The 22,361-nt window shown below is 48.8% G+C and carries 21 protein-coding genes and 2 tRNA genes; 9 read left to right on the top strand and 14 right to left on the bottom strand.

Annotation, left to right across the window (positions count from 1 at the left end; genetic code table 11):
- Positions 1 to 25: 25 nt before the first annotated feature.
- Positions 26 to 823, bottom strand: coding sequence for an integrase arm-type DNA-binding domain-containing protein (locus tag FDX11_RS11200; protein ID WP_249360730.1), 798 nt, complete (start codon positions 821 to 823; stop codon positions 26 to 28).
- A gap of 512 nt (positions 824 to 1,335) precedes the next feature.
- Between FDX11_RS11200 and FDX11_RS11195 the strand changes: the two genes are divergently transcribed.
- On the top strand, positions 1,336 to 1,650 hold the full coding sequence (locus FDX11_RS11195; protein WP_137365423.1) for a hypothetical protein: 315 nt from the start codon (positions 1,336 to 1,338) through the stop codon (positions 1,648 to 1,650).
- 67 nt (positions 1,651 to 1,717) lie between these two features.
- On the opposite strand, the gene FDX11_RS25120 is transcribed toward FDX11_RS11195, so the two are convergent.
- Both FDX11_RS25120 and FDX11_RS11190 read right to left on the bottom strand, forming a co-directional pair.
- Complete coding sequence (locus FDX11_RS25120) at positions 1,718 to 1,879, bottom strand: hypothetical protein (RefSeq protein WP_169742009.1); 162 nt, start codon at positions 1,877 to 1,879, stop codon at positions 1,718 to 1,720.
- 223 nt (positions 1,880 to 2,102) lie between these two features.
- On the bottom strand, positions 2,103 to 2,276 hold the full coding sequence (locus FDX11_RS11190; RefSeq protein ID WP_137397908.1) for a YciY family protein: 174 nt from the start codon (positions 2,274 to 2,276) through the stop codon (positions 2,103 to 2,105).
- Between the two features lie 142 nt (positions 2,277 to 2,418).
- Here FDX11_RS11190 and cls point away from each other — a divergent pair, with 142 nt between their 5' ends.
- Together cls and FDX11_RS11180 are read left to right on the top strand one after the other, a co-directional pair.
- Positions 2,419 to 3,879, top strand: coding sequence for a cardiolipin synthase (gene cls / locus FDX11_RS11185; RefSeq protein WP_042308054.1), 1,461 nt, complete (start codon positions 2,419 to 2,421; stop codon positions 3,877 to 3,879).
- 34 nt (positions 3,880 to 3,913) lie between these two features.
- Positions 3,914 to 4,243, top strand: a complete 330-nt coding sequence (locus FDX11_RS11180) for an HI1450 family dsDNA-mimic protein (RefSeq protein WP_003020691.1) — start codon at positions 3,914 to 3,916, stop codon at positions 4,241 to 4,243.
- Positions 4,244 to 4,276: 33 nt separating this feature from the next.
- Here the strand turns inward: FDX11_RS11180 and FDX11_RS11175 are convergent, their stop codons facing one another.
- From FDX11_RS11175 to ychE, 7 genes are all read right to left on the bottom strand, one after another.
- Positions 4,277 to 5,113, bottom strand: coding sequence for an ion transporter (locus tag FDX11_RS11175; RefSeq protein WP_042308053.1), 837 nt, complete (start codon positions 5,111 to 5,113; stop codon positions 4,277 to 4,279).
- A 46-nt stretch (positions 5,114 to 5,159) separates the two neighbouring features.
- Positions 5,160 to 6,164, bottom strand: a complete 1,005-nt coding sequence (gene oppF / locus FDX11_RS11170) for a murein tripeptide/oligopeptide ABC transporter ATP-binding protein OppF (RefSeq protein ID WP_061381235.1) — start codon at positions 6,162 to 6,164, stop codon at positions 5,160 to 5,162.
- Positions 6,161 to 7,174, bottom strand: a complete 1,014-nt coding sequence (gene oppD, locus FDX11_RS11165) for a murein tripeptide/oligopeptide ABC transporter ATP-binding protein OppD (protein WP_038641097.1) — start codon at positions 7,172 to 7,174, stop codon at positions 6,161 to 6,163. Before oppD ends, oppF begins: the two co-directional genes overlap by 4 nt.
- 11 nt (positions 7,175 to 7,185) lie before the next feature.
- Entirely contained in the window at positions 7,186 to 8,094 is a 909-nt protein-coding gene (gene oppC, locus FDX11_RS11160; protein WP_008784950.1) for an oligopeptide ABC transporter permease OppC, read from the bottom strand.
- Between the two features lie 14 nt (positions 8,095 to 8,108).
- Positions 8,109 to 9,029 (bottom strand): oligopeptide ABC transporter permease OppB, encoded by a 921-nt coding sequence (gene oppB / locus FDX11_RS11155; RefSeq protein ID WP_061381234.1) that lies wholly within the window; start codon positions 9,027 to 9,029, stop codon positions 8,109 to 8,111.
- 120 nt (positions 9,030 to 9,149) lie between these two features.
- Complete coding sequence (gene oppA, locus FDX11_RS11150) at positions 9,150 to 10,781, bottom strand: oligopeptide ABC transporter substrate-binding protein OppA (protein WP_061381233.1); 1,632 nt, start codon at positions 10,779 to 10,781, stop codon at positions 9,150 to 9,152.
- A 773-nt stretch (positions 10,782 to 11,554) separates the two neighbouring features.
- A complete protein-coding gene (ychE, locus tag FDX11_RS11145) occupies positions 11,555 to 12,202 on the bottom strand; it encodes an NAAT family transporter YchE (protein WP_042308505.1) in 648 nt (215 codons plus the stop codon).
- A gap of 487 nt (positions 12,203 to 12,689) precedes the next feature.
- Between ychE and adhE the strand changes: the two genes are divergently transcribed.
- Positions 12,690 to 15,368: a bifunctional acetaldehyde-CoA/alcohol dehydrogenase gene (gene adhE / locus FDX11_RS11140; RefSeq protein ID WP_061381232.1), complete on the top strand. Its 2,679-nt coding sequence runs from the start codon at positions 12,690 to 12,692 to the stop codon at positions 15,366 to 15,368.
- 239 nt (positions 15,369 to 15,607) lie between these two features.
- Here the strand turns inward: adhE and tdk are convergent, their stop codons facing one another.
- Positions 15,608 to 16,225, bottom strand: coding sequence for a thymidine kinase (gene tdk / locus FDX11_RS11135; RefSeq protein ID WP_042308040.1), 618 nt, complete (start codon positions 16,223 to 16,225; stop codon positions 15,608 to 15,610).
- A 629-nt stretch (positions 16,226 to 16,854) separates the two neighbouring features.
- Here tdk and hns point away from each other — a divergent pair.
- The gene (hns, locus tag FDX11_RS11130; RefSeq protein WP_003020723.1) at positions 16,855 to 17,268 is read left to right on the top strand and encodes a histone-like nucleoid-structuring protein H-NS; all 414 of its coding nucleotides are present in this window, start codon (positions 16,855 to 16,857) and stop codon (positions 17,266 to 17,268) included.
- A gap of 137 nt (positions 17,269 to 17,405) precedes the next feature.
- On the opposite strand, the gene galU is transcribed toward hns, so the two are convergent.
- The 3 genes from galU to rssA all read right to left on the bottom strand — a co-directional run bounded on the left by galU (position 17,406) and on the right by rssA (position 20,533).
- The gene (gene galU, locus FDX11_RS11125) at positions 17,406 to 18,314 is read right to left on the bottom strand and encodes a UTP--glucose-1-phosphate uridylyltransferase GalU (RefSeq protein WP_038641107.1); all 909 of its coding nucleotides are present in this window, start codon (positions 18,312 to 18,314) and stop codon (positions 17,406 to 17,408) included.
- A 204-nt stretch (positions 18,315 to 18,518) separates the two neighbouring features.
- The gene (gene rssB, locus FDX11_RS11120; RefSeq protein WP_038641109.1) at positions 18,519 to 19,532 is read right to left on the bottom strand and encodes a two-component system response regulator RssB; all 1,014 of its coding nucleotides are present in this window, start codon (positions 19,530 to 19,532) and stop codon (positions 18,519 to 18,521) included.
- An 89-nt stretch (positions 19,533 to 19,621) separates the two neighbouring features.
- Positions 19,622 to 20,533 carry a patatin-like phospholipase RssA gene (gene rssA / locus FDX11_RS11115; RefSeq protein WP_061381231.1) on the bottom strand — a complete coding sequence of 304 codons (912 nt, stop codon included), beginning with the start codon at positions 20,531 to 20,533 and terminating at the stop codon, positions 19,622 to 19,624.
- Between the two features lie 111 nt (positions 20,534 to 20,644).
- On the opposite strand from rssA, the gene FDX11_RS11110 reads away from it, so the two are divergent.
- The 4 genes from FDX11_RS11110 (at position 20,645) to FDX11_RS11095 (ending at position 22,360) form a co-directional block, all read left to right on the top strand.
- Positions 20,645 to 21,100, top strand: a complete 456-nt coding sequence (locus tag FDX11_RS11110; protein WP_042308037.1) for a YchJ family protein — start codon at positions 20,645 to 20,647, stop codon at positions 21,098 to 21,100.
- A gap of 55 nt (positions 21,101 to 21,155) precedes the next feature.
- A complete protein-coding gene (gene purU, locus FDX11_RS11105) occupies positions 21,156 to 21,998 on the top strand; it encodes a formyltetrahydrofolate deformylase (protein WP_003020737.1) in 843 nt (280 codons plus the stop codon).
- A 156-nt stretch (positions 21,999 to 22,154) separates the two neighbouring features.
- A tRNA-Tyr gene (locus FDX11_RS11100) sits at positions 22,155 to 22,239 on the top strand.
- Between the two features lie 36 nt (positions 22,240 to 22,275).
- Positions 22,276 to 22,360, top strand: a tRNA-Tyr gene (locus FDX11_RS11095).
- Position 22,361: the final 1 nt, after the last annotated feature.

The raw sequence follows: 22,361 nt of genomic DNA, 5'->3' as shown, positions 1-22,361 counted from the left end.
AAGTGTCTAGATTATCTGTGGCGATTCACGTTTTGTAACTTCCAGCAGGAACTATCCACTCATTTTCATCCAGCTTGAACCATGACCTTTCGCTCAACCGAATTTCTGCCGTCCTACAGCCGGTCAACATAATAAATTTCACAAGAAACCCGGACTCTATGGACATGCGGTTTTGCAGCCACCGATAAATAGCCACCAGCTCACGATCATCCAGGCGCCGCGTTCTCTTTTTCGGTTTTTGTCCAACGTCAGTGGGTAGCAATCCCTCGAGCGGATTGGTCGATATCACGCCTCGGTTAATACAGAACCTGAATGAGCGTTTGCACAGTGAAAGCATATAATGGGCCATCACCCTGCTTTCAATCTGATCAAATACATCTATCCAGTGCATTTTTGTCGAGTTGTCGACTTTGACATTCCGCATCGGTTCAGCGATATGTTTGGCGAATACCAACTGATAATAATCCGTCTTGGTGAGTTGATTCGCGATGCAGTGTTTCTCGATCCAATAATTGAAGGCTTCAGCCACTGTCATAGAACCTTCGCGAGATAATTTTTCCAACTTCACTTGCTCACGCGGATCTAAACCCTCAGTTAGCCACGTTCTGAACTGCTGACGCCTTTCCCTTGCCTGAGCAATGCTCATTGCTGGATAATCACCGACATTGAGTTTGACTGCTTTTCCAGCCCATCTGTATCGGTAGAAAAATGAAACTTTTCCAGCCTGACTTATCCTTGCATTGAGTCCGTGAGAATCTGAGATAGTTTCGATAGCATCGCGTTTCTTGCCAAGGGCCTTCCTGAGCTTTGTGTCAGTGATCATTGAATGGGTACACATTTGGCTTTTGAGTACGCAAAAGTGTACACAAAACTCGTTGCTCAAAGATACCCACAATGTAACACTTGTACTCGGAGTGTGATAATTGGAAGACTGAAAGGCAGGTGGCAGAAGGGTTCAACGTAACAGAACGTTTTTATGTGAAATTCTTCGAAATGGGCTGAATGACAATATAAGAAGGTTTTTTAACCTCCCGGCTTACCGAAATATTAATAAGCTGGGTGACTATCCCTCCGCTTATCATTTTCCATGGGTGCATTCGAATATATCATAATCAATGCACCTTTATTATTTGCGTAGTCAACACTACATCCCATGTAATACCAAATGATTACACCTGCAGATTATCAGGCATAACCTTGTGCGGCGAAGCATTTTATGTATAATGCCAGAGTTTTAGCATAGATAAATGATGACTGGAAACAGATAAGATTATTTTAGCAGGGTCTTTTTCGCCATCGTTTTCTCACGGATTTCACACTCTACAAGGATATTCGATGCGTTATTTAAGCCTCATCCTCGCCCCCTTATTAAGTGCTTGCAGCTTTAGTTTTATGCAATTTGATAATAACCCAATTGTTCAGGCCACGTACGCGTCAGATACCACACCAGAGAAAATCATTGCAGCAGGCGGGAACCCGGACAGCGAAATGCATGTTGCTGAAATCAATGGGAAATGCATGAATTACACGCTAAAACAAGGAGATGCAACAACACCTTTTTATGTTGCGTTTGATGGCAACGGGCAGCGCAAGCATTATGGCTATATCACCTGTCAGGAGGCGAAAGCCCGGGGAATATTTAACTCATAATTATTCTCTGCCGTGTCAAGCACCACGTCTGAGATTCTTTCAGACGTGGTATTGTCGGGTTTACCTCTTAATAACCTGCAGCTTTATTGGCTGCATTTATTCGCTTGGTCCTGGCATCTTTTTGATTTTTATCTGTGGCCTGCATTATTCCACCAGCCGCATTAATCCAGTCGCCGGCTGTGCACCCAGACAGAGCGAAACTCAGCATGAGCGCCACTATATATTTCATCTTAACTCCATTTTTGAATTACAACGAGAAAATACAAATAATAATTTATAATTTTTAGACACTTCCTGAGTATTGTTACAAACATTCTCAGTACGAGCAATCAATAAATCAGGAAGCATTATGGCAGGGACGCTGTGACATAGCATGAATATAAGAAGAACGAAAAAAAGGATGGTGTTTGCTCAAGTACTCATTGGGCACCACCAGCGGTGCCCTTTTGAGATCAGATACTGTGGATTGCAAACAGCAACGAGTTACGTTGATGATTCAGAATACACTTTCTGATGGTGTGGATACGCATGTTATGACGCGATTGTCCTTCAAGCCAACGTGCTTTACGGCGGCTAGCCTGACGCTGCATCCGCCAGCGTCCCACTTCCGTTCTACTACGCTTCATGTTAACTACTCTTCCAGTCACTGAGCGGCCATTATAACGTCACACCGAATGCAGACCAGAGGTTTTCCCGTGTTTTTATTTGCCAGATTTATCCTGATGCGTAAACTCTTAACAATACGCTTTCAAAAGGATTTTTAAATTTATGACAACCTTCTACACCGTGGTGAGTTGGCTGGTCATTCTGGGTTACTGGGTACTCATTGCTGGCGTCACATTACGCATTCTAATGAAGCGACGCGCAGTGCCCTCCGCAATGGCATGGCTGTTGATCATCTATATACTGCCATTGGTAGGGATCATAGCTTATCTGTCCTTCGGTGAACTCCACCTGGGTAAACGCCGCGCCGAACGCGCCCGGGCAATGTGGCCTTCCACGGCCAAATGGCTGAACGACCTCAAAGCCTGTGAACATATTTTTGCGCAGGAAAACAGCAGCGTTGCTTCTTCATTATTTAAGCTGTGCGAGCGTCGTCAGGGAATCGCCGGCGTTAAGGGGAATCAACTGCAACTGCTCACCAGTTCCGATGACGTGATGCAGGCGCTGATCCGTGATATTCAACTGGCGCGTCATAACATCGAGATGGTGTTCTACATCTGGCAACCGGGTGGTATGGCCGATCAGGTTGCCGAATCGTTAATGGCGGCCGCCAGAAGAGGCGTTCACTGCCGCCTGATGCTGGACTCTGCCGGCAGCGTGACATTCTTCCGTAGCCCGTGGGCGGCGATGATGCGTAATGCGGGTATTGAAGTTGTCGAAGCCCTCAAGGTTAACCTGATGCGTGTGTTTTTGCGCCGAATGGACCTGCGCCAGCACCGTAAGATGGTGATGATCGACAACTATATTGCTTATACCGGCAGCATGAACATGGTCGACCCGCGCTTCTTTAAGCAGGATGCGGGCGTGGGGCAATGGGTCGATTTGATGGCGAGAATGGAAGGACCTGTTGCCACCGCGATGGGCATCGTCTACTCCTGCGACTGGGAAATTGAAACCGGGAAACGCATTTTACCCCCGCCGCCGGACGTCAATATCATGCCGTTTGAGCAGGCCAGCGGTCACACCATTCACACTATCGCCTCGGGTCCTGGTTTCCCTGAAGATTTGATCCATCAGGCGCTATTAACTGCTGCTTATTCGGCGCGTGAATATTTAATTATGACCACGCCCTATTTCGTCCCCAGCGATGATTTACTACATGCGATCTGTACAGCAGCACAGCGTGGGGTCGACGTCAGTATCATTCTTCCGCGGAAGAATGATTCCCTGCTGGTTGGCTGGGCAAGCCGGGCCTTTTTCACCGAACTGCTGGCCGCGGGCGTCAAAATATATCAGTTCGAAGGCGGCTTGCTGCACACCAAGAGCGTACTGGTTGATGGCGAACTGAGCCTGGTCGGGACCGTTAACCTGGATATGCGCAGTTTGTGGCTGAATTTTGAAATCACGCTGGTTATTGATGACGCAGGATTCGGGGGCGACCTCGCCGCAGTGCAGGATGATTATATTTCTCGTTCACGCCTTCTTGACGCTCGTTTGTGGGTAAAACGACCACTCTGGCAGCGGATTGCCGAGCGACTGTTTTACTTCTTTAGTCCGTTGCTGTAAAACGTGCCAATCAGACAGTAAACAGGTAGTCATTATGGATATGGATTTGAACAACCGCCTGACCGAAGACGAAACGCTTGAGCAGGCTTACGATATTTTTCTCGAACTGGCTGCGGACAACCTCGATCCGGCAGATATCATTCTGTTCAATTTGCAGTTTGAAGAGCGCGGCGGTGCAGAATTATTTGACCCGGCAGAGGACTGGCAGGAACACGTCGATTTTGACCTGAATCCTGACTTCTTTGCCGAAGTGGTGATTGGTCTGGCAGATACAGAAGACGGCGAGATTAACGATATTTTTGCCCGCGTTCTGTTGTGTCGCGAAAAAGATCACAAGCTCTGCCACATTCTCTGGCGCGAATAATTAAAAAAAGCTGCTCTCGCAGCTTTTTTACTTTTAGCCCGGTAATTTGCTTCCGCACCGGTTACAAAACTGCGCGCTGTGCTCATGCTGACTTTGCTGACACTGCGGACATTTACGCTGATTCTGCCGATGCTGGAACGCACTGCTCATATGCGTCGTTATCAAACCAGTCGGGATCGCAATCACGGAATAACCAATCAAAATCAGCACTGACGCTACCATGCGCCCGAGCGGCGTGTGGGGAGTAATATCACCATAGCCGACGGTGGTTACCGTGACAATGGCCCAATACACTGACGCATTCAGCGTACTAAAGCCATATTTGGGCCCTTCTATCAGATACATCAGCGCGCCGAAAACAATCATCAGAATGGCAATAAATGAATAGAACAGGATTAGCTGATGACGGGCGCTTTTTATTGCGCTCCAGAATATACGCAGAGAAGGCATAAAGCGCAGCAATTTGAGAATTCGCAGTACGCGCAGGACACGCATCGCTCGCCAGGCGAAAACATAACTCAGACTGATTTCCGGCCATAACCACATCACATACAGTGGCAAAATGGTGGCAAGATCGATAATCCCCCAGAAGCTAAAGACATATTTAGCGGGATTGGCCCAGCAGCATAATCGCAGCAGATATTCGATAGTAAAGACCAGAGTGATAAAGACTTCCAGCCAGACAAATACGCGCCATTCCTCAAAGGTCAAATGGTATTGCGTCCCGACCCCGGACTCAACGAAGATAACAATCACGCTGAGCAGCGCGAACAGTGCGCACATACCTTCAAAACGGCGCCCCGAGCGTGTGTCTAAATCAAATAATGTACGATAAAGCGTACGGCGAACAGAAGAAACTAAGCCAGACACAAATACCTCACCAAAAAGAAGGGCTGACCTTTGTCAGCCCTCACGATTATAGCGGGTCTACTTTCAGGCAGGAAACGGCGTGTCGAAAACTGCCTTCGAGAACCGGGCGTGTTTTTGCACACTCTGGTCCGGCAATCGGGCAGCGCGTACGGAACACACAGCCCGAAGGAGGATTAATCGGCGACGGCAACTCGCCTTCCAGCAACTGGATAACTTTGTTCCTTTCCATATCCGGATCGGGGATCGGCACAGCAGACATTAGCGCTTTGGTATAAGGATGTAGCGGATTATGGTACACCTCGTCATAGGTGCCTAATTCCACCGCGTGTCCGAGATACATCACCAGTACGCGATCGGAGATATGCTTAACCACCGCCAGGTCGTGGGCAATGAAAATTAATGACAGCCCCATTTCACGCTGTAGCTGCTGCAAGAGGTTAACGACCTGGGCCTGAATGGATACGTCCAGCGCAGAAACTGGCTCGTCGCAGATAATCAGCTTCGGTTCAAGAATCAGTGCGCGGGCAATACCGATACGCTGACATTGGCCGCCGGAAAACTCATGCGGATAACGGTTAATCAGGTTTGGCAGCAACCCAACCTTCATCATCATTGCCTTCACGCGGTCACGGACTTCCTGCCCCGGTAGTTTCGGATGATAAGTCCGCAGCGGCTCGGCAATAATTTCACCAATGGTCATACGCGGGTTTAATGATGCCAGCGGATCCTGGAAAATCATCTGGATATCACTGCGCACCTCGCGCCATTCATCGGGTTTCATTCCCAGCAAATCTTTACCCAACCAGGCGACCTTTCCATCAGTGGCTTTCACCAGACCGATAATCGCCCGAGCAAAGGTCGATTTTCCGCAGCCGGACTCCCCCACCACGCCTAAGGTTTCACCTTCATACAATCGCAGGGTCACGCCATCAACCGCTTTCAGGGATTTAGACGGTTGCCAGAACCACTGCTTGCCGTCTTTAATGTCGAAATGGACCTTTAAATCGGCAATTTCAAGGAGTACTTTTCGTTGTTCGATGACCGTATTCATACCAGTTCCTCCACGGGTTTAAAGCAGGCGCGCAGGCGGCCCGGGCTAAACTCTTCCAGTGGCGGAGCACTGCTACAGATTTCCATCGCATGCGGGCAGCGGGGCTGGAATGGACAGCCTTTTGGCAGACGCAGCAGGTTCGGTGGGTTGCCCGGGATAGTCAACATCTCTTCCCCTTCAGCATCCAGACGAGGTACGGCATTCAGCAGACCAATTGAATACGGATGAACGGGCTTATAAAAGACATCCCGTGCGCTGCCATATTCCATGGTTCGTCCAGCGTACATCACCAGCACTTTGTCACAAATACCGGCGACAACCCCCAGATCGTGGGTGATCATGATAATTGCGGTGTTAAATTCACTTTTCAGTTCATTCAGCAGCGTCATAATTTGCGCCTGTACCGTAACATCGAGCGCGGTAGTCGGCTCATCGGCGATCAATAATTTTGGTCTGCACAGCAGCGCCATGGCGATCATTACGCGCTGACGCATTCCGCCAGAGAATTCATGCGGATACATCTTCATGCGCTTGCGCGCTTCCGGCATTTTAACCGCATCCAGCATTTTTACTGACTCTTCAAACGCTTCTGCTTTACTCATGCCTTTATGCAGCATGAGAACTTCCATCAGTTGCTCTCCGACCCGCATGTACGGATTCAGAGAGGTCATCGGATCCTGAAAAATCATTGAGATTTGCTCGGCGCGCAGTTTGTTCAGCTCGTGCTCCGGTAAATTCAATATTTCACGCCCGTTAAACGTAGCGGAACCTCCGATACGGCCATTCGCCGCCAGCAGCCCCATCAGGGCAAACGCGGTTTGCGATTTGCCCGAACCGGACTCACCCACAATACCCAACGTTTCTCCGGCTCGCAGGGAAAAGTTTAAATCGTTTACTGCAGTAACATCGCCATCGGGGGTGGCAAACGTCACGCGCAGATCCTTAACGTTCAGCAGTGCGTTAGCCTGTTGTTGCGCGAGCGGCGCGGTTGCGGTCTCAATTACGCTCATGGCGGCGCTCCTTAACGGTCTTTCGGGTCGAGGGCATCACGCAAGCCATCGCCAATAAAGTTAAAACAGAACAAAGTAACCACCAGGAAACCGGCCGGGAACAGCAACAGCCATGGCGATACTTCCATTGAGTTGGCACCATCACTCAGCAGTGCGCCCCAGCTACTTAACGGCTCCTGCGTCCCTAGCCCCAGAAAACTCAGGAAGGATTCAAACAGAATCATGCTGGGCACCAGCAACGAAGCATATACCACCACTACGCCCAGCACGTTTGGCACAATATGGCGGATAACGATGCGCACGGTAGACACCCCGCCGACTTGCGCCGCTTCAATAAACTCTTTGCGCTTCAGGCTCAGCGTTTGTCCACGCACGATACGTGCCATATCCAGCCAGGAAACCATCCCGATAGCGACAAAAATCAGCAGAATGTTTTGCCCAAAGAAGGTCACCAGCAGAATCACGAAGAACATGAACGGGAAGGAGTTGAGGATTTCCAGCAGGCGCATCATCACCGAGTCGATTTTACCGCCGAGATAACCTGACAATGAACCATATAGCGTGCCAACCACGACCGCCACCAACGCGGCGGCAATACCGACCATCAGCGAGATGCGCCCGCCAATCGCCACACGCACCAGCAGGTCGCGACCCGATGAGTCGGTGCCAAAATAGTGCCCGGACTCCATATCCGGCGCGCTGGACATCATTCCCCAGTCGGTATCAAAGTAGGTAAACTGCGACAGCATTGGCGCCAGCGTCACAAATAGCGCAATAATCACCAGCACTACCAGGCTTGCCACCGCCGCGCGGTTATGCATAAAACGTCGACGCGCGTCCTGCCACAGGCTGCGACCTTCAACCTCCAGCTTCTCACTGAAATTTTCCAGCGCCTCGCTGTTTTTCTTACTTAACATCATAGCGAGCTCCAGTATCAGTAACGAATCTTCGGATCGATAACGGCATACAGCACATCGACAATCGCATTAAACACAATAGTCAGCGTACCGACCAGAATGGTCAGACTCAGCACCAGCGAATAGTCGCGGTTTAAAGCGCCATTCACGAACAGTTGCCCAATGCCCGGCAAACCATAGATTGTTTCAATAACCATTGAGCCGGTAATAATGCCGACAAACGCAGGCCCCATATAAGACAGCACGGGAAGTAACGCAGGCTTTAACGCATGGCGGAAAATAATCCGCCGCATCGGCAGTCCTTTAGCTCGCGCGGTACGAATAAAGTTTGAGTGCAGCACTTCAATCATCGAGCCGCGAGTAATACGGGCGATACTGGCGATATAGGCGAGCGATAACGCCACCATCGGCAGGATCATAAATTTCAACGCCCCGCCGTTCCAGCCGCCGCCGGGCAGCCATTTCAACGTTATGGCAAATATCATGACCAATAAGGGAGCAACGACGAAACTGGGAATAACCACCCCGGTCATCGCGATCCCCATAACCGTGTAGTCCCAGCGCGTATTTTGCTTCAGTGCGGCGATCACCCCAGCGCTAACGCCGACGAGCACCGCCAGAATAAATGCCGCAGCGCCAAGCTTCGCTGACACCGGAAAACTTGAAGCGACAAGGTCGTTAACCGTGTAATCTTTGTATTTAAAGGATGGTCCAAAATCACCATGCGCCAGCTGTTTCAGGTAGCTGAAATACTGTGTGGAGATGGGATCGTTGAGATGATATTTCGCTTCAATATTAGCCAGCACTTCTGGCGGCAATGCGCGTTCTCCGGTGAATGGACTACCCGGCGCAAGGCGCATCATAAAGAATGAAATCGTAATAAGAATAAACAGCGTCGGAATCGCTTCCAGACAGCGACGTAATATGAATTTTAACATTGCCCGTACCTTCTGGCGTGTGCCTTTACACCTCTTCTACCCAGATCTTCAGGTAAAGAGGTGTTAATAGTTCGAAGAAAAAGACACTGTGGGGCAAAATGATTGCCCCACGTCTTGCCATTAATGCTTGATAATATACAAGTCTTTTACATGGATATTATCCATCGGGTCTTTACCGGAGTATCCGCCAACCCATGGTTTCACCAGGCGGGCGTTAACATAGTAATAAACCGGTACAATCGCAGAATCTTTATCCAGTTGCTGCTCCGCTTTCGAATACAGCTCACTACGCTGCGCTTCATCTGTCACTTTCAGGGTGTCTGCAATCAGCTTGTCAAATGCAGGGCTCTTATAGTGAACCGTGTTGTTGGAGCTGTCGGACAGCACCATATTCAGGAAGGAAGTTGGTTCGTTGTAATCCGCGCACCAGCCCGCACGTGAAACATCATAGTTGCCCTGATGGCGCGTATCGAGGAATGTTTTCCACTCCTGGTTTTCCAGCTTGACGTTAGCGCCCAGATTTTTCTTCCAGATAGATGCCGCGGCGATAGCCAGTTTCTTGTGCAGGTCTGAGGTGTTATACAGCAGGTCAAAGGTCAACGGTTTTTCAGCGGTATAACCGGCTTCAGCCAGCAGTTTCTTCGCTTCTTCATTACGTTTTTCCTGTGACCATTTGAACCACTCTGGCTCGACCAGTTTCGCGCCATCGGTGTAAGGAGGGGTAAAGCTATAGGCAGGCAGGTCGCCCTGATTTTTCACTTTGTTGACGATGATGTCACGATCCATCGCCAGCTTCAGAGCGGTACGAACACGAACATCGTTGAACGGTGCTTTCTGGTTGTTGATTTCGTAGTAATAGGTGCACAGATACGGGTCAACGTGAACTTCGTTCGGGATCTCTTTTTTCAGTTTCTGGAATAACTCGATCGGCATGTTGTTATAGGTCATGTCGATTTCACCGCTGCGATAGCGGTTAACGTCAGTCACTTCAGAAGAAATTGGCAGGTAGGTTACCTGGTTAATAATGGTTTTGGCGTTGTCCCAGTAGTTGGTATTACGCTCAAGCACAATGCGCTCGTTAACCACCCAGTCCTTCAGTTTATACGCGCCGTTAGTGACAATGTTAGCGGGCTGGGTCCACTTATCACCGTATTTTTCCACGGCGGCTTTAGGAACCGGTGAAACGGAAGAGTGCACGAGCAGTTTGTAGAAATAAGGAACAGGTTCGCTCAGGGTGACTTCAAAAGTATGATCGTCAATCGCTTTCACACCGAGATCGGTGACCGGCTTTTTACCGGCGATGATGTCATCAATGTTGACGATATGACCGTACTGCAAATAACTGGCGTAAGGTGAGGCAGTATTTGGGTTCGCCAAACGTTGCCAGCTATACACAAAATCTTGCGCGGTAACAGGCGTACCGTCAGACCATTTAGCATCTTTACGCAGATGGAATGTCCAGACTTTAAAATCTTTATTATCCCATTTTTCAGCCACGCCCGGCGATGGTTTGCCATCGACATCACTGATTAATAAACCTTCAAACAGGTCCCGGCTAATGTTGGATTCCGGTACACCTTCGATTTTATGTGGATCGAGAGACTGAACTTCCGAACCGTTATTACGCACCAGAGTCTGCTTTTCAGCAAGCTGCACACCCGCTGGCACAACTGCCGCCGTGGCCACATTTCCAGCGATTAGCGCAGTGAGGATCCCCGCAGCGACTAAACTTTTTTTAGTGATGATCGTCATTGTGTTTGTACTCCCTCATTATTATGGCTGGTTTTTTAACCAGACTGTTAATCCTGTCAGGATCCCTGTACGGCACCGGAGATTTTCTGCCGTCAGGTGGTTTATTGTTTTACTGCTTGCTATCACCGACTTTATTTATTCTGGCGATTCGTACGACCGCCTTGCGTCGATTATCTACGTGTCTCCCCTGCCGGAAACACGCTATTACCCTGTTGAGAGAAGGCAACTGAAAATCATTCTCATCAACGTCAATTCTTCTGCCAAATACCTGGCCGGAAAGTACCAAATGCGTTTCTTCACCGCCAATACATTTTACAAATTTGTTAACTAATTCTCTTTTATTAGAAATAAATGTCACTGGCAAAGGCTTGCGAATGAAAACCCATAACAATAAAACATTAATAATCAACGAATTAGCTGATTATCATGGTTGACTCCCCTGTCCGGTCTCAACCCCACGCCAAAATGCACATAAATTTAACAATTGGTTGTTAATTAGCACATTCATCTAAAAAAAACGCTGAAATAACTAATAACATTTCGATAATCCCACAGCAAGCCCCAGAGTATGATGTTAATAAAATAACAGCAATATCGTGCTCCCTCTGACGCAGCGCTGAGTGTTATATCCATAAAATCAATGAATAACTAAATCGTTAACCATCAGCATTTTTCATTGTTGTTATGCTGATTATCAACTTTAGTGAGAAGTTTTACTGATAATGAAAGGAAGCGGAGCCTGCAGCGGCTCCGCTTGTACTCAAGAAGGAATATCAGGCAAGCAAACCGGGGAAAATGGATTTAATACCAGTAACAATAAATTCAATCCCTAAGGCCATGAGTAACAGCCCCATAATACGCGTAATGACGTTGATACCCGTTTGGCCCAGCAAGCGCACTAGCCACGGTGCCATGCGAAACAGCCCCCAGCAACACAAGGCAAACAACGCAATCGCGATAAAAAAGCCAAACAGGTTAATTGCACTGTGGTATCGCGTCCCCCAAACGATAGTCGAGCTAATTGCCCCCGGCCCCGCCATCAACGGCAATGCCAACGGCACCACGCCAATGCTTTCACGAATGGCCGTTTCTGATTTTTCCTGTTTGTTCTGCTTATCTTCACCAAGTTTTCCGCTAATCATCGACATCGCAATGGTCACAACCAGAATACCGCCAGCAATCCTGAACGAATCTATAGAGATACCGAAAAGTTGCAGAATACCGTCCCCCAGGAACAGCGAAGTCCACAGGATGATCGCGACCGACAGGTTTGCCGTGAGATTGGTTTTATTTCGCGCAGCCGCAGTTTGATAGCTGGTCATACTGATAAAGACAGGGATGATCCCTACCGGGTTGACCAGGGCAAATAACCCAACAAAAAATTTAAAATAAACAGGAAAATCAAATAGCGTTTGGATCACGGTTAGCTCCGAAGCGTTAGCCGGATAAAATGAGTCATAAAAAGTGATAAAATCCGCGCTGAAGATACGCCTTTTGTCAGCATACTTCACCTCCTATCTGCGTATATCTACGTAAATACGCTACTAATACTTAGTGTTATTAATATGTATTAAATATGCTAATGTGATTAGCATTCACCACACCAATTTTTTAACACTTACCGATAAACGCTAAAAGGGCCTGCTGAAAGGTGTCAGCTTTGCGAAATTTTGATCCAGATCACGCAATTACTACTCAGAAGTGAGTAACCTTGCTTACGTCCCCTGGAGGTAAAGCGTGAGAGTTAACTGGCGCTTGCGTATAAGCTCTTTTAGTAAATCAAGGTAAAGTGGGCGTTAATTAACCGTTTGATTTTCAAACCGTTACACAAATTTTCGTCGGTCTGTCTATACTCTCGTATCGAGCAGATGATTTACTAAAAAAGTTTAACATTATCAGGAGAGCATTATGGCTGTTACTAATGTCGCTGAACTTAACGCACTTGTAGAGCGCGTAAAAAAAGCCCAGCGTGAATATGCCAGTTTCACTCAAGAACAGGTTGACAAAATCTTCCGCGCCGCCGCTCTGGCTGCCGCAGACGCTCGAATCCCTCTCGCGAAAATGGCCGTTGCCGAATCTGGCATGGGCATCGTCGAAGATAAAGTGATTAAAAACCACTTTGCTTCTGAATACATTTACAACGCTTACAAAGATGAAAAAACCTGTGGTGTGCTGTCTGAAGACGACACTTTCGGTACCATTACTATTGCTGAACCGATTGGTATCATCTGCGGTATCGTTCCAACCACTAACCCGACTTCTACTGCTATCTTCAAATCGCTGATCAGCCTGAAGACCCGTAACGCCATCATCTTCTCTCCGCATCCGCGTGCTAAAGATGCCACTAACAAAGCTGCTGACATCGTTCTGCAAGCGGCAATCGCTGCTGGCGCACCGAAAGACTTGATCGGCTGGATCGATCAACCTTCCGTAGAACTGTCTAACGCACTGATGCACCACCCAGACATCAACCTGATCCTTGCGACCGGTGGTCCAGGCATGGTTAAAGCGGCATACAGCTCTGGTAAACCAGCAATCGGCGTAGGCGCAGGTAACACCCCTGTTGTTATCGACGAAACCGCTGATATCAAACGCGCTGTTGCATCTGTTCTGATGTCTAAAACCTTCGACAACGGTGTGATCTGTGCTTCTGAACAGTCTGTTGTCGTGGTTGACTCTGTATATGACGCAGTACGTGAGCGCTTCGCCACACACGGCGGCTACCTGCTGCAGGGCAAAGAGCTGAAAGCTGTTCAGGACGTTATCCTGAAAAATGGCGCGCTGAACGCCGCTATCGTTGGTCAGCCGGCCTACAAAATTGCTGAGCTGGCAGGCTTCTCCGTACCAGAAACCACTAAGATTCTGATCGGTGAAGTTAAGGTTGTTGACGAAAGCGAGCCTTTTGCTCACGAAAAACTGTCTCCGACACTGGCTATGTATCGTGCGAAAGACTTCGAAGACGCAGTGGACAAAGCTGAGAAACTGGTTGCGATGGGCGGTATCGGTCATACCTCTTGCCTGTACACCGACCAGGATAACCAGCCAGAACGCGTTGCTTACTTCGGTCAGATGATGAAAACCGCGCGTATCCTGATCAACACCCCTGCTTCTCAGGGTGGTATCGGTGACCTGTACAACTTCAAACTCGCACCTTCCCTGACTCTGGGTTGTGGTTCCTGGGGTGGTAACTCCATCTCTGAAAACGTTGGTCCTAAGCACCTGATCAACAAGAAAACCGTTGCTAAGCGAGCTGAAAACATGTTGTGGCACAAACTTCCGAAATCTATCTACTTCCGTCGTGGCTCTCTGCCAATCGCGCTGGATGAAGTGATTACTGATGGTCACAAACGTGCGCTGATCGTGACCGACCGCTTCCTGTTCAACAATGGTTATGCTGACCAGATCACCTCTGTGCTGAAAGCGGCTGGCGTTGAAACCGAAGTGTTCTTCGAAGTTGAAGCTGACCCGACTCTGAGCGTTGTGCGCAAAGGCGCTGAGCTGGCTAACTCCTTCAAACCAGATGTGATTATCGCGCTGGGTGGTGGTTCCCCGATGGACGCCGCGAAAATTATGTGGGTTATGTACGAACATCCGGAAACCCACTTCGAAGAACTGGCGCTGCGCTTTATGGACATCCGTAAACGTATCTACAAGTTCCCGAAAATGGGCGTGAAAGCGAAAATGATCGCCGTCACCACCACTTCCGGTACCGGTTCTGAAGTAACACCGTTTGCGGTAGTAACCGACGACGCAACCGGCCAGAAATACCCGCTGGCTGACTACGCGCTGACCCCGGATATGGCGATTGTCGATGCCAACCTGGTGATGGATATGCCGAAGTCCCTGTGTGCGTTCGGTGGTCTGGATGCCGTCACTCACGCTCTGGAAGCTTACGTTTCCGTACTGGCCTCTGAGTTCTCTGACGGTCAGGCTCTGCAGGCGCTGAAACTGCTGAAAGAAAACCTGCCGGCGTCCTACCACGAAGGTTCCAAGAACCCGGTAGCCCGTGAGCGTGTACACAGTGCAGCGACCATCGCCGGTATCGCGTTTGCGAACGCCTTCCTGGGTGTATGTCACTCTATGGCGCACAAGCTGGGTTCTCAGTTCCACATTCCTCACGGTCTGGCGAACGCCCTGCTGATTAGCAACGTTATTCGTTACAACGCGAACGACAACCCGACTAAACAGACAGCATTCAGCCAGTACGACCGTCCTCAGGCACGTCGTCGCTACGCTGAAATCGCCGACCATCTGGGTCTGAGCGCACCGGGCGACCGTACTGCCGCGAAAATCCAGAAACTGCTGGGCTGGCTGGACGAAATCAAAGCTGAACTGGGTATTCCTAAGTCTATCCGTGAAGCTGGCGTGCAGGAAGCTGACTTCCTGGCACACGTTGACAAACTGTCTGAAGATGCGTTTGACGACCAGTGTACTGGTGCTAACCCGCGTTATCCGCTGATTGCTGAGCTGAAGCAGATTCTGCTGGATACCTACTACGGCCGTGAGTACACCGAAGGTGAAACCACTGCTAAGCCTGAAGTAGCAGCTGCACCGAAAGCTGAGAAAAAAGCGAAGAAATCCGCTTAATTCGTTCAGATAAGTTTTAGTCTGACTCTAAACGGTCCCTTTTCGGGACCGTTTTTTTTGTGCCTTACGCTATAAAAATGAGGTAATACCTGACTCGGCCACTTGCGAGATATGGCCTGATGAAGATTACATGCAGGGAAGAAGCCAGAATAGCGTCAGAAGAGCGTGTGACAGGGTAGAGAACTCGTATGAATAGTTGTGCCTACCCTGTACTTATAAGCGCCCAGAAGCGCATAGGGTTAATCGTGGCTGTGTCGTTCTTGTATTGCCGTCAGAGAGCCTTCAGACTGCGCCTGCTTATAATGCTTACGGCATACCGACACATAGCGCTCGTTTCCGCCTATAACCACCTGCTCGCCCTCGTTAAACGGTCTTCCTGCCTGATCAAGACGTAACACCATGCTGGCCTTACGGCCACAGAAGCAAATAGTTTTTAATTCAACCAGCTTATCTGACCATGCAAGCAGGTATTCACTGCCGCCGAATAGCTCACCACGAAAATCGGTGCGTAAGCCGTAACACAACACGGGAATATCCAGCCGATCGACAACTTCAGATAATTCATAAACCTGTTGTCGCGTCAGAAACTGAGACTCATCAACCAGTACGCAGTGAATTCTTTGCTGCTCATTGTCGGCGCGAATCTCTTCGAACAATGATGAATTTTGGTTAAACAATTTTGCAGGTGACGACAGACCTATACGTGAACTTACTTTTCCAGTGCCAAAACGGTCATCAATTTCCGCTGTATATACAACAGCGCGCATTCCACGCTCTTGATAATTGTACGAAGATTGCAGCAATGCAGTCGACTTACCGGCATTCATTGCAGAATAGTAAAAATATAGCTGTGCCATTGACCGTAGACCCTCATCTGGGGAAATAAATATGGGCTGGATTGTATCATATTTCACGAACATGTCGGTGCAGCGTTGTCCCGAAAGACGTATAAAGGCGCGTACTGACTCGCTCAGTGCCGCCTTAATAACCAGAAAATGCAGGTGCCCTTTATGGGTGGGAGTATGATAGCGCGGCGTCTTAGCCCAAACAGCCGGAGCCGTACCGTATATACACATTCTTTCACAAATAGTGCTCATGAAATTTATCAGTCTCGCTTATCAAGCGTCGACAATTAAGAAACCGTTCCCTTATTGTTATTGAATCTCTCCACTGCCGCCATCTAATAGCGAATTCACGTAAGCAAAACTAATACAAAAGGTTGAAATCACTGCAAAGTGATACTATTTGCACACGATAAAATGTGACCTGAATCTTGAATTTTTACTCTCAGCCGTTGAGAAGCCCCCCCACCAATAAGCCTTTTTTATGCCCAACATCGCTGAGAATTTAAGACAGAGGAATTAATTCTGATACTAAATAAAGCGCAATTTTGAATTCCTTACATTCCTGGCTATTGCACAACTGAAATTATCGCTCTATTATTAGCTCAACAAACCACCCCCAATATAAGTTTGAGATTACTACAATGAGCGAAGCACTTAAAATTCTGAACAACATCCGTACTCTTCGTGCGCAGGCAAGAGAATGTACTCTGGAAACGCTTGAAGAAATGCTGGAAAAATTAGAAGTTGTAGTTAGCGAGCGTCGTGAAGAAGAAAGCGCTGCCGCTGCTGAAGTTGAAGAACGTACTCGTAAACTGCAACAATATCGTGAAATGCTGATTGCTGACGGCATTGATCCGAACGAACTGTTGAATAGCATGGCTGCTGTTAAATCTGGCACCAAAGCTAAACGCGCTGCGCGTCCGGCTAAATATAGCTATGTTGACGAAAACGGTGAAACTAAAACCTGGACTGGCCAGGGTCGTACACCGGCTGTGATCAAAAAAGCGATGGAAGAACAAGGTAAGCAACTGGACGATTTCCTGATCAAGGAATAATTCAGAAATAGTTTGCTTAAAATCCCGCCGCTGGCGGGATTTTTTTTACCTGTACTTCGCATAGCCCCTACCCGGATTAGGTATAAAAAAACGGCGCTGGATTAACAGCACCGTTCTGACCTGATAATTACTGGTGGTTACTTCTTAATACCCATCTCTTCTTCCAGCCAGGCCTTAAATTCAGCGCCGAGGGTATTATGGCGAATACCATATTCAACGAACGCCTGCATATAGCCCAGCTTATTACCGCAGTCATGGCTTTTGCCCTTCATGTGATAGGCTTCAACCGTTTCTTTTTCAATCAGCATATCGATAGCGTCAGTCAGCTGAATTTCGTCGCCCGCTCCCGGAGGCGTTTTTGCCAGCAGAGGCCAGATATCCGCACTGAGAACATAACGACCCACAACCGCCAAATTAGACGGCGCTACATTAGCTTTCGGCTTTTCAACAACGCCAACCATCGGCACGCTTTCGCCCGGCGCTAATTCAACGCCTTTACAATCCACTACGCCATAAGCGGTAACATCTTCTACGGGTTCAACCATAATCTGGCTGCTGCCAGTTTCATCAAAACGATGAATCATTTCGGCCAGGTTTTCGCGGGATAAATCCGATTCGTATTCATCCAGAATTACATCTGGCAGGATAACCGCAACCGGTTCATCGCCAACAACAGGGTGTGCGCACAATACTGCGTGTCCCAGACCTTTAGCCAGTCCCTGACGTACCTGCATAATAGTGACATGCGGTGGACAAATAGATTGCACTTCTTCCAGCAGCTGACGTTTTACACGTTTTTCCAGCATAGCTTCTAGCTCAAAGCTGGTATCAAAGTGGTTTTCAATGGAATTTTTAGACGAGTGAGTTACAAGTACAATTTCAGTGATACCCGCAGCAATACATTCGTTTACCACGTACTGAATTAATGGCTTATCAACCAACGGTAGCATCTCTTTCGGGATTGCCTTCGTAGCCGGTAACATCCTAGTTCCTAATCCCGCAACCGGGATAACGGCCTTTTTGACTTTTGAATTAATAGCAGCCATTTAAAACTCTCCTGGACTGTTCATGTATTGAACGTGTTCATCAATCTGTATCGCATCCAAGTATATCAGTACAGCGGTAAGCCTCTGGTCTGAAAAGGACGCACGTCGGTATAATTAAGACAAATACGAATAAATCTGGCGCTGATAGTAGCACTCGCAGCATGAGGGAGGTGAAGCAATTTCATTCCTCCCCCGCTCAATTGTTCATTCTGCAGACAACATCAGGCGCAGGCGACCACCCGCCCCCCAAATTTGGCACTGCCATGACTCGCAGCGCTGGCTCAACTGATTAAGATAGGTATTGCCGAGCGTTCCCAGCGGTACGCCATTGCTGATTTGTACCTGATGGGAACCCGTATTTAATGTCGCATTCAGTCCTGCTGATACCAGAATCAGGTTTTTTAACCCGCTGTGGTAATACCCTACCAGCAAAGGAAACTGGCCGGGTAAATTAGCCTGACGCAGCAAATGGTTCACCTGTTTCAATAACGCACCTAACTCTGGCAACCGCTGATTTTGTTGCGTCAGCTGCTCCTGCAACAAGCCGTTAAATAAAGCTCGCAGTAATAATGCGGCCAGCACGCCATTATCCCCTGCCCGCGTGACATCCAGACAATAAAAAGCAAGGTCGTGATCCGACAGCGGCGCAATATCCAGCACCAGTCCCGGTTGATCGGCGGCAACCAATTGCCGATAGTTTATGCGACATTGTGAAATCACTTGCGATACTGGAGGCTGTAACTCCTGCAGCAGCTTAGCTGCAGCAGCAGGATCGTCCACCATGGCATCCCAGTCGCGAAACAGCCGCTCTTCTTCTTCAACCCGTGAATTGAACATATTAGGATACAGGCACGCAAAAACCGTTTCTCGCAGGCGATTAAGATCCTTCACCGGTTTCAGAAGAACGTCGTCGACACCGAGTCGCAGCGCTTTGGCTATATCAGACATGTTTTCCGTCGCTGAAATCACCAGTATCGGCGTTTGATCGCCCCGATTGCGTAAATACTCAACCAGTTTAAGACCGTTCATTCGCGGCATAGCCAGATCGCAGATCATTAAGTCAGGCGTAAAGTGACCTAGTAAGTCCAGTGCTTCAAGCCCATCGCCGGCCACCGCTGTTGTCGCTCCCAAAGAGGAAAACCATGAGTCCATGAGTGAGCGGAATACCGGCTCATCCTCAACGATAAGAATCTGTTTTCCGACCAATGGCTGCGTCATATTCTCCCCCCTGACTGGCTTTAATAAATAGTGGCATGCTATTGCTACTCACGCCTGTCAGATTTAACTTAAGTATTGATAAAAAGTGCCTAGACGTTGGTCTTCACCAGAGGTAGAAGCTCATCCATTTTCTTCTCAACCGCCAACTGCCCGGCAGCAATTGCTGCACTGGCGCGGTGGAAATCCAGCGTGGATATTTGCGGACAAAACGGCTGAATCAGGATATCAGGCGGGTCGCCAGCCATACGGTTACGTTTCAGACGGTTTTCCAGAACCTGAATAGAGGTCGTCATGATCTCCATCGCCGTCGGCGCGGTCACTGTCCGCCTCGCCGTAATGTTGCTCAGACGCTCTTTCAGACGGCCATGCCATGAGAGTTCGTCAGCGCCATCACCTGATTCAGCATCGCTACTGACGTTGAAGGAGAGTAAATCTTGCTGCATCAGGTGCGCATCGTGTTGCAGATCGACCGCAATAACGATATCGGCGCCCAGCGCACGCGTCAGGGAAACGGGCACGGGATTCACCACCGCGCCATCGACCAACCAGTAGCCATTATGCGCTACGGGGGACATCAGACCAGGAATACTGCAGGATGCCCGGACAGCCAGGTGCAAATCACCTTCGGTGAACCAGAGTTCCCGGCCCGTACTTAAATTGGTTGCAACAGTTGCAAAGCGGCGTGTGCATTGTTCAATCGATTCTACCGGCATGACATTACGGTACTGGTTGAACACCCGTTCTCCGCGCAATAGTCCTCCCCTGCGCCACGAGAGATCCATCAGGCGTAAGACGTCCCAATAACTAAATGAACAAACCCACTGTTCGAGTGCAGGCAATTTATTGCAGGCGTAGGCCGCGCCAACCAGCGAACCAATGGAGCACCCTGCCACGATATCTACATCAATCCCCATATGCTTAAGGGCTTTAATTACGCCAATATGCGACCAGCCGCGCGCAGCGCCGGAACCTAGCGCCAGCCCAATTTTAATTTTTCTCATTGTACGTACAAACTTCCCCTGGCTTGCAGACGTAGCAACATCGCTACCGCTCAGTTAACATAGTGCCACCGTGGCGTTTTTACGCCGTTTTTTTATTCCAGGGAGTACTTTGTGTCTCAGCTTTGTCCCTGTGGTAGCGCTGTCGAGTATAGCCTATGTTGCTACCGTTATGTGTCCGGCGCGCAAGTAGCACCTACGCCGTCACACCTCATGCGTTCTCGTTACTGCGCTTTTGTGATGAAAGACGCAGATTACCTTATCAAGACCTGGCATGCGGACTGCCATGCCGCTGCGTTTCGTGACGACATTATCGCAGGATTTACGCATACCGAATGGCTGGGACTGACCGTTTTTGAGCAACAGACGGTAGATTCAGAAAATATCGGCTACGTCAGTTTTGTCGCGCGGTTTTCTGAACAGGGAAAAACTGGCGCCATTATTGAACGCTCTCGTTTTTTAAAAGAAAACGGTCAGTGGTACTATATAGACGGTACACGCCCTCAAATTGGACGAAACGACACCTGCCCTTGTGGCTCGGGTAAAAAATTTAAGAAGTGCTGCGGCTAATCAACGCCCGACAGTATCAATTTTGCAAACATTCTCAACAGGATCACCGCTGCAAATGCATTCATTACAACGAAAAGTGCTGCGTACTATTTGCCCGGACCAAAAAGGTCTGATCGCACGCATTACAAATATCTGTTACAAGCATGAATTGAATATCGTGCAGAACAATGAGTTCGTGGACCACCGTACCGGGCGCTTTTTTATGCGTACCGAACTGGAGGGCATTTTTAACGACGTCACGCTGCTTGCCGATCTTGATAGCGCCTTACCCGAAGGATCTATTCGTGAATTAACGCCAGCAGGACGCCGCCGTATCGTCATTTTGGTCACCAAGGAAGCACATTGCCTGGGCGATCTGTTAATGAAAGCGAATTATGGCGGACTGGATGTTGAAATCGCTGCGGTGATCGGCAACCACGAGACGCTGCGTCCTTTGGTTGAGCGCTTTGATATTCCGTTTGAGCTGGTTAGCCACGAGGGTTTAACCCGCGATGAACATGATCAGAAAATGGCCGATGCTATCGACGCGCACCAACCAGACTATGTTGTGCTGGCAAAATATATGCGCGTTCTGACGCCGACCTTTGTTTCACGCTTCCCGAATAAGATTATCAATATTCACCATTCATTCCTGCCGGCGTTTATTGGCGCTCGCCCATACCACCAGGCTTACGAGCGCGGGGTGAAGATCATTGGCGCAACGGCCCACTATGTGAATGATAACCTGGATGAAGGCCCTATCATTATGCAGGACGTAATTCACGTTGATCACACCTACACCGCAGAAGACATGATGCGTGCCGGCCGTGACGTTGAAAAAAATGTATTAAGCCGCGCGCTGTATCAGGTTCTGGCTCAACGCGTTTTTGTTTACGGTAACCGAACGATTATTCTGTAATCGATTGATAATATAATTGGTTACCTTTACATCTTTACGCGTAAAAATCAGGCAACCAGTTCTTTTTTATCAACGGAATACTTTACAGGGGCGCATCATCTGATATGATGCGCCCCGCTTCCAAAGGAAGCAGGCCAGTAATTAGCATTACCCCGTGGTGGGGTTCCCGAGCGGCCAAAGGGAGCAGACTGTAAATCTGCCGTCATCGACTTCGAAGGTTCGAATCCTTCCCCCACCACCATTCATTCCTGTAGATTCATAAAATTAGTATACCCCTGGTGGGGTTCCCGAGCGGCCAAAGGGAGCAGACTGTAAATCTGCCGTCATCGACTTCGAAGGTTCGAATCCTTCCCCCACCACCAT

The sequence above is a fragment of the Citrobacter sp. wls714 genome (genome assembly GCF_005281025.1).
GTDB classification, from domain to species: Bacteria; Pseudomonadota; Gammaproteobacteria; order Enterobacterales; family Enterobacteriaceae; genus Citrobacter; species Citrobacter werkmanii.
The sequence above is the reverse complement of the archived record's forward strand: the minus strand, read 5'-3'. Positions and strand labels throughout refer to the sequence as shown.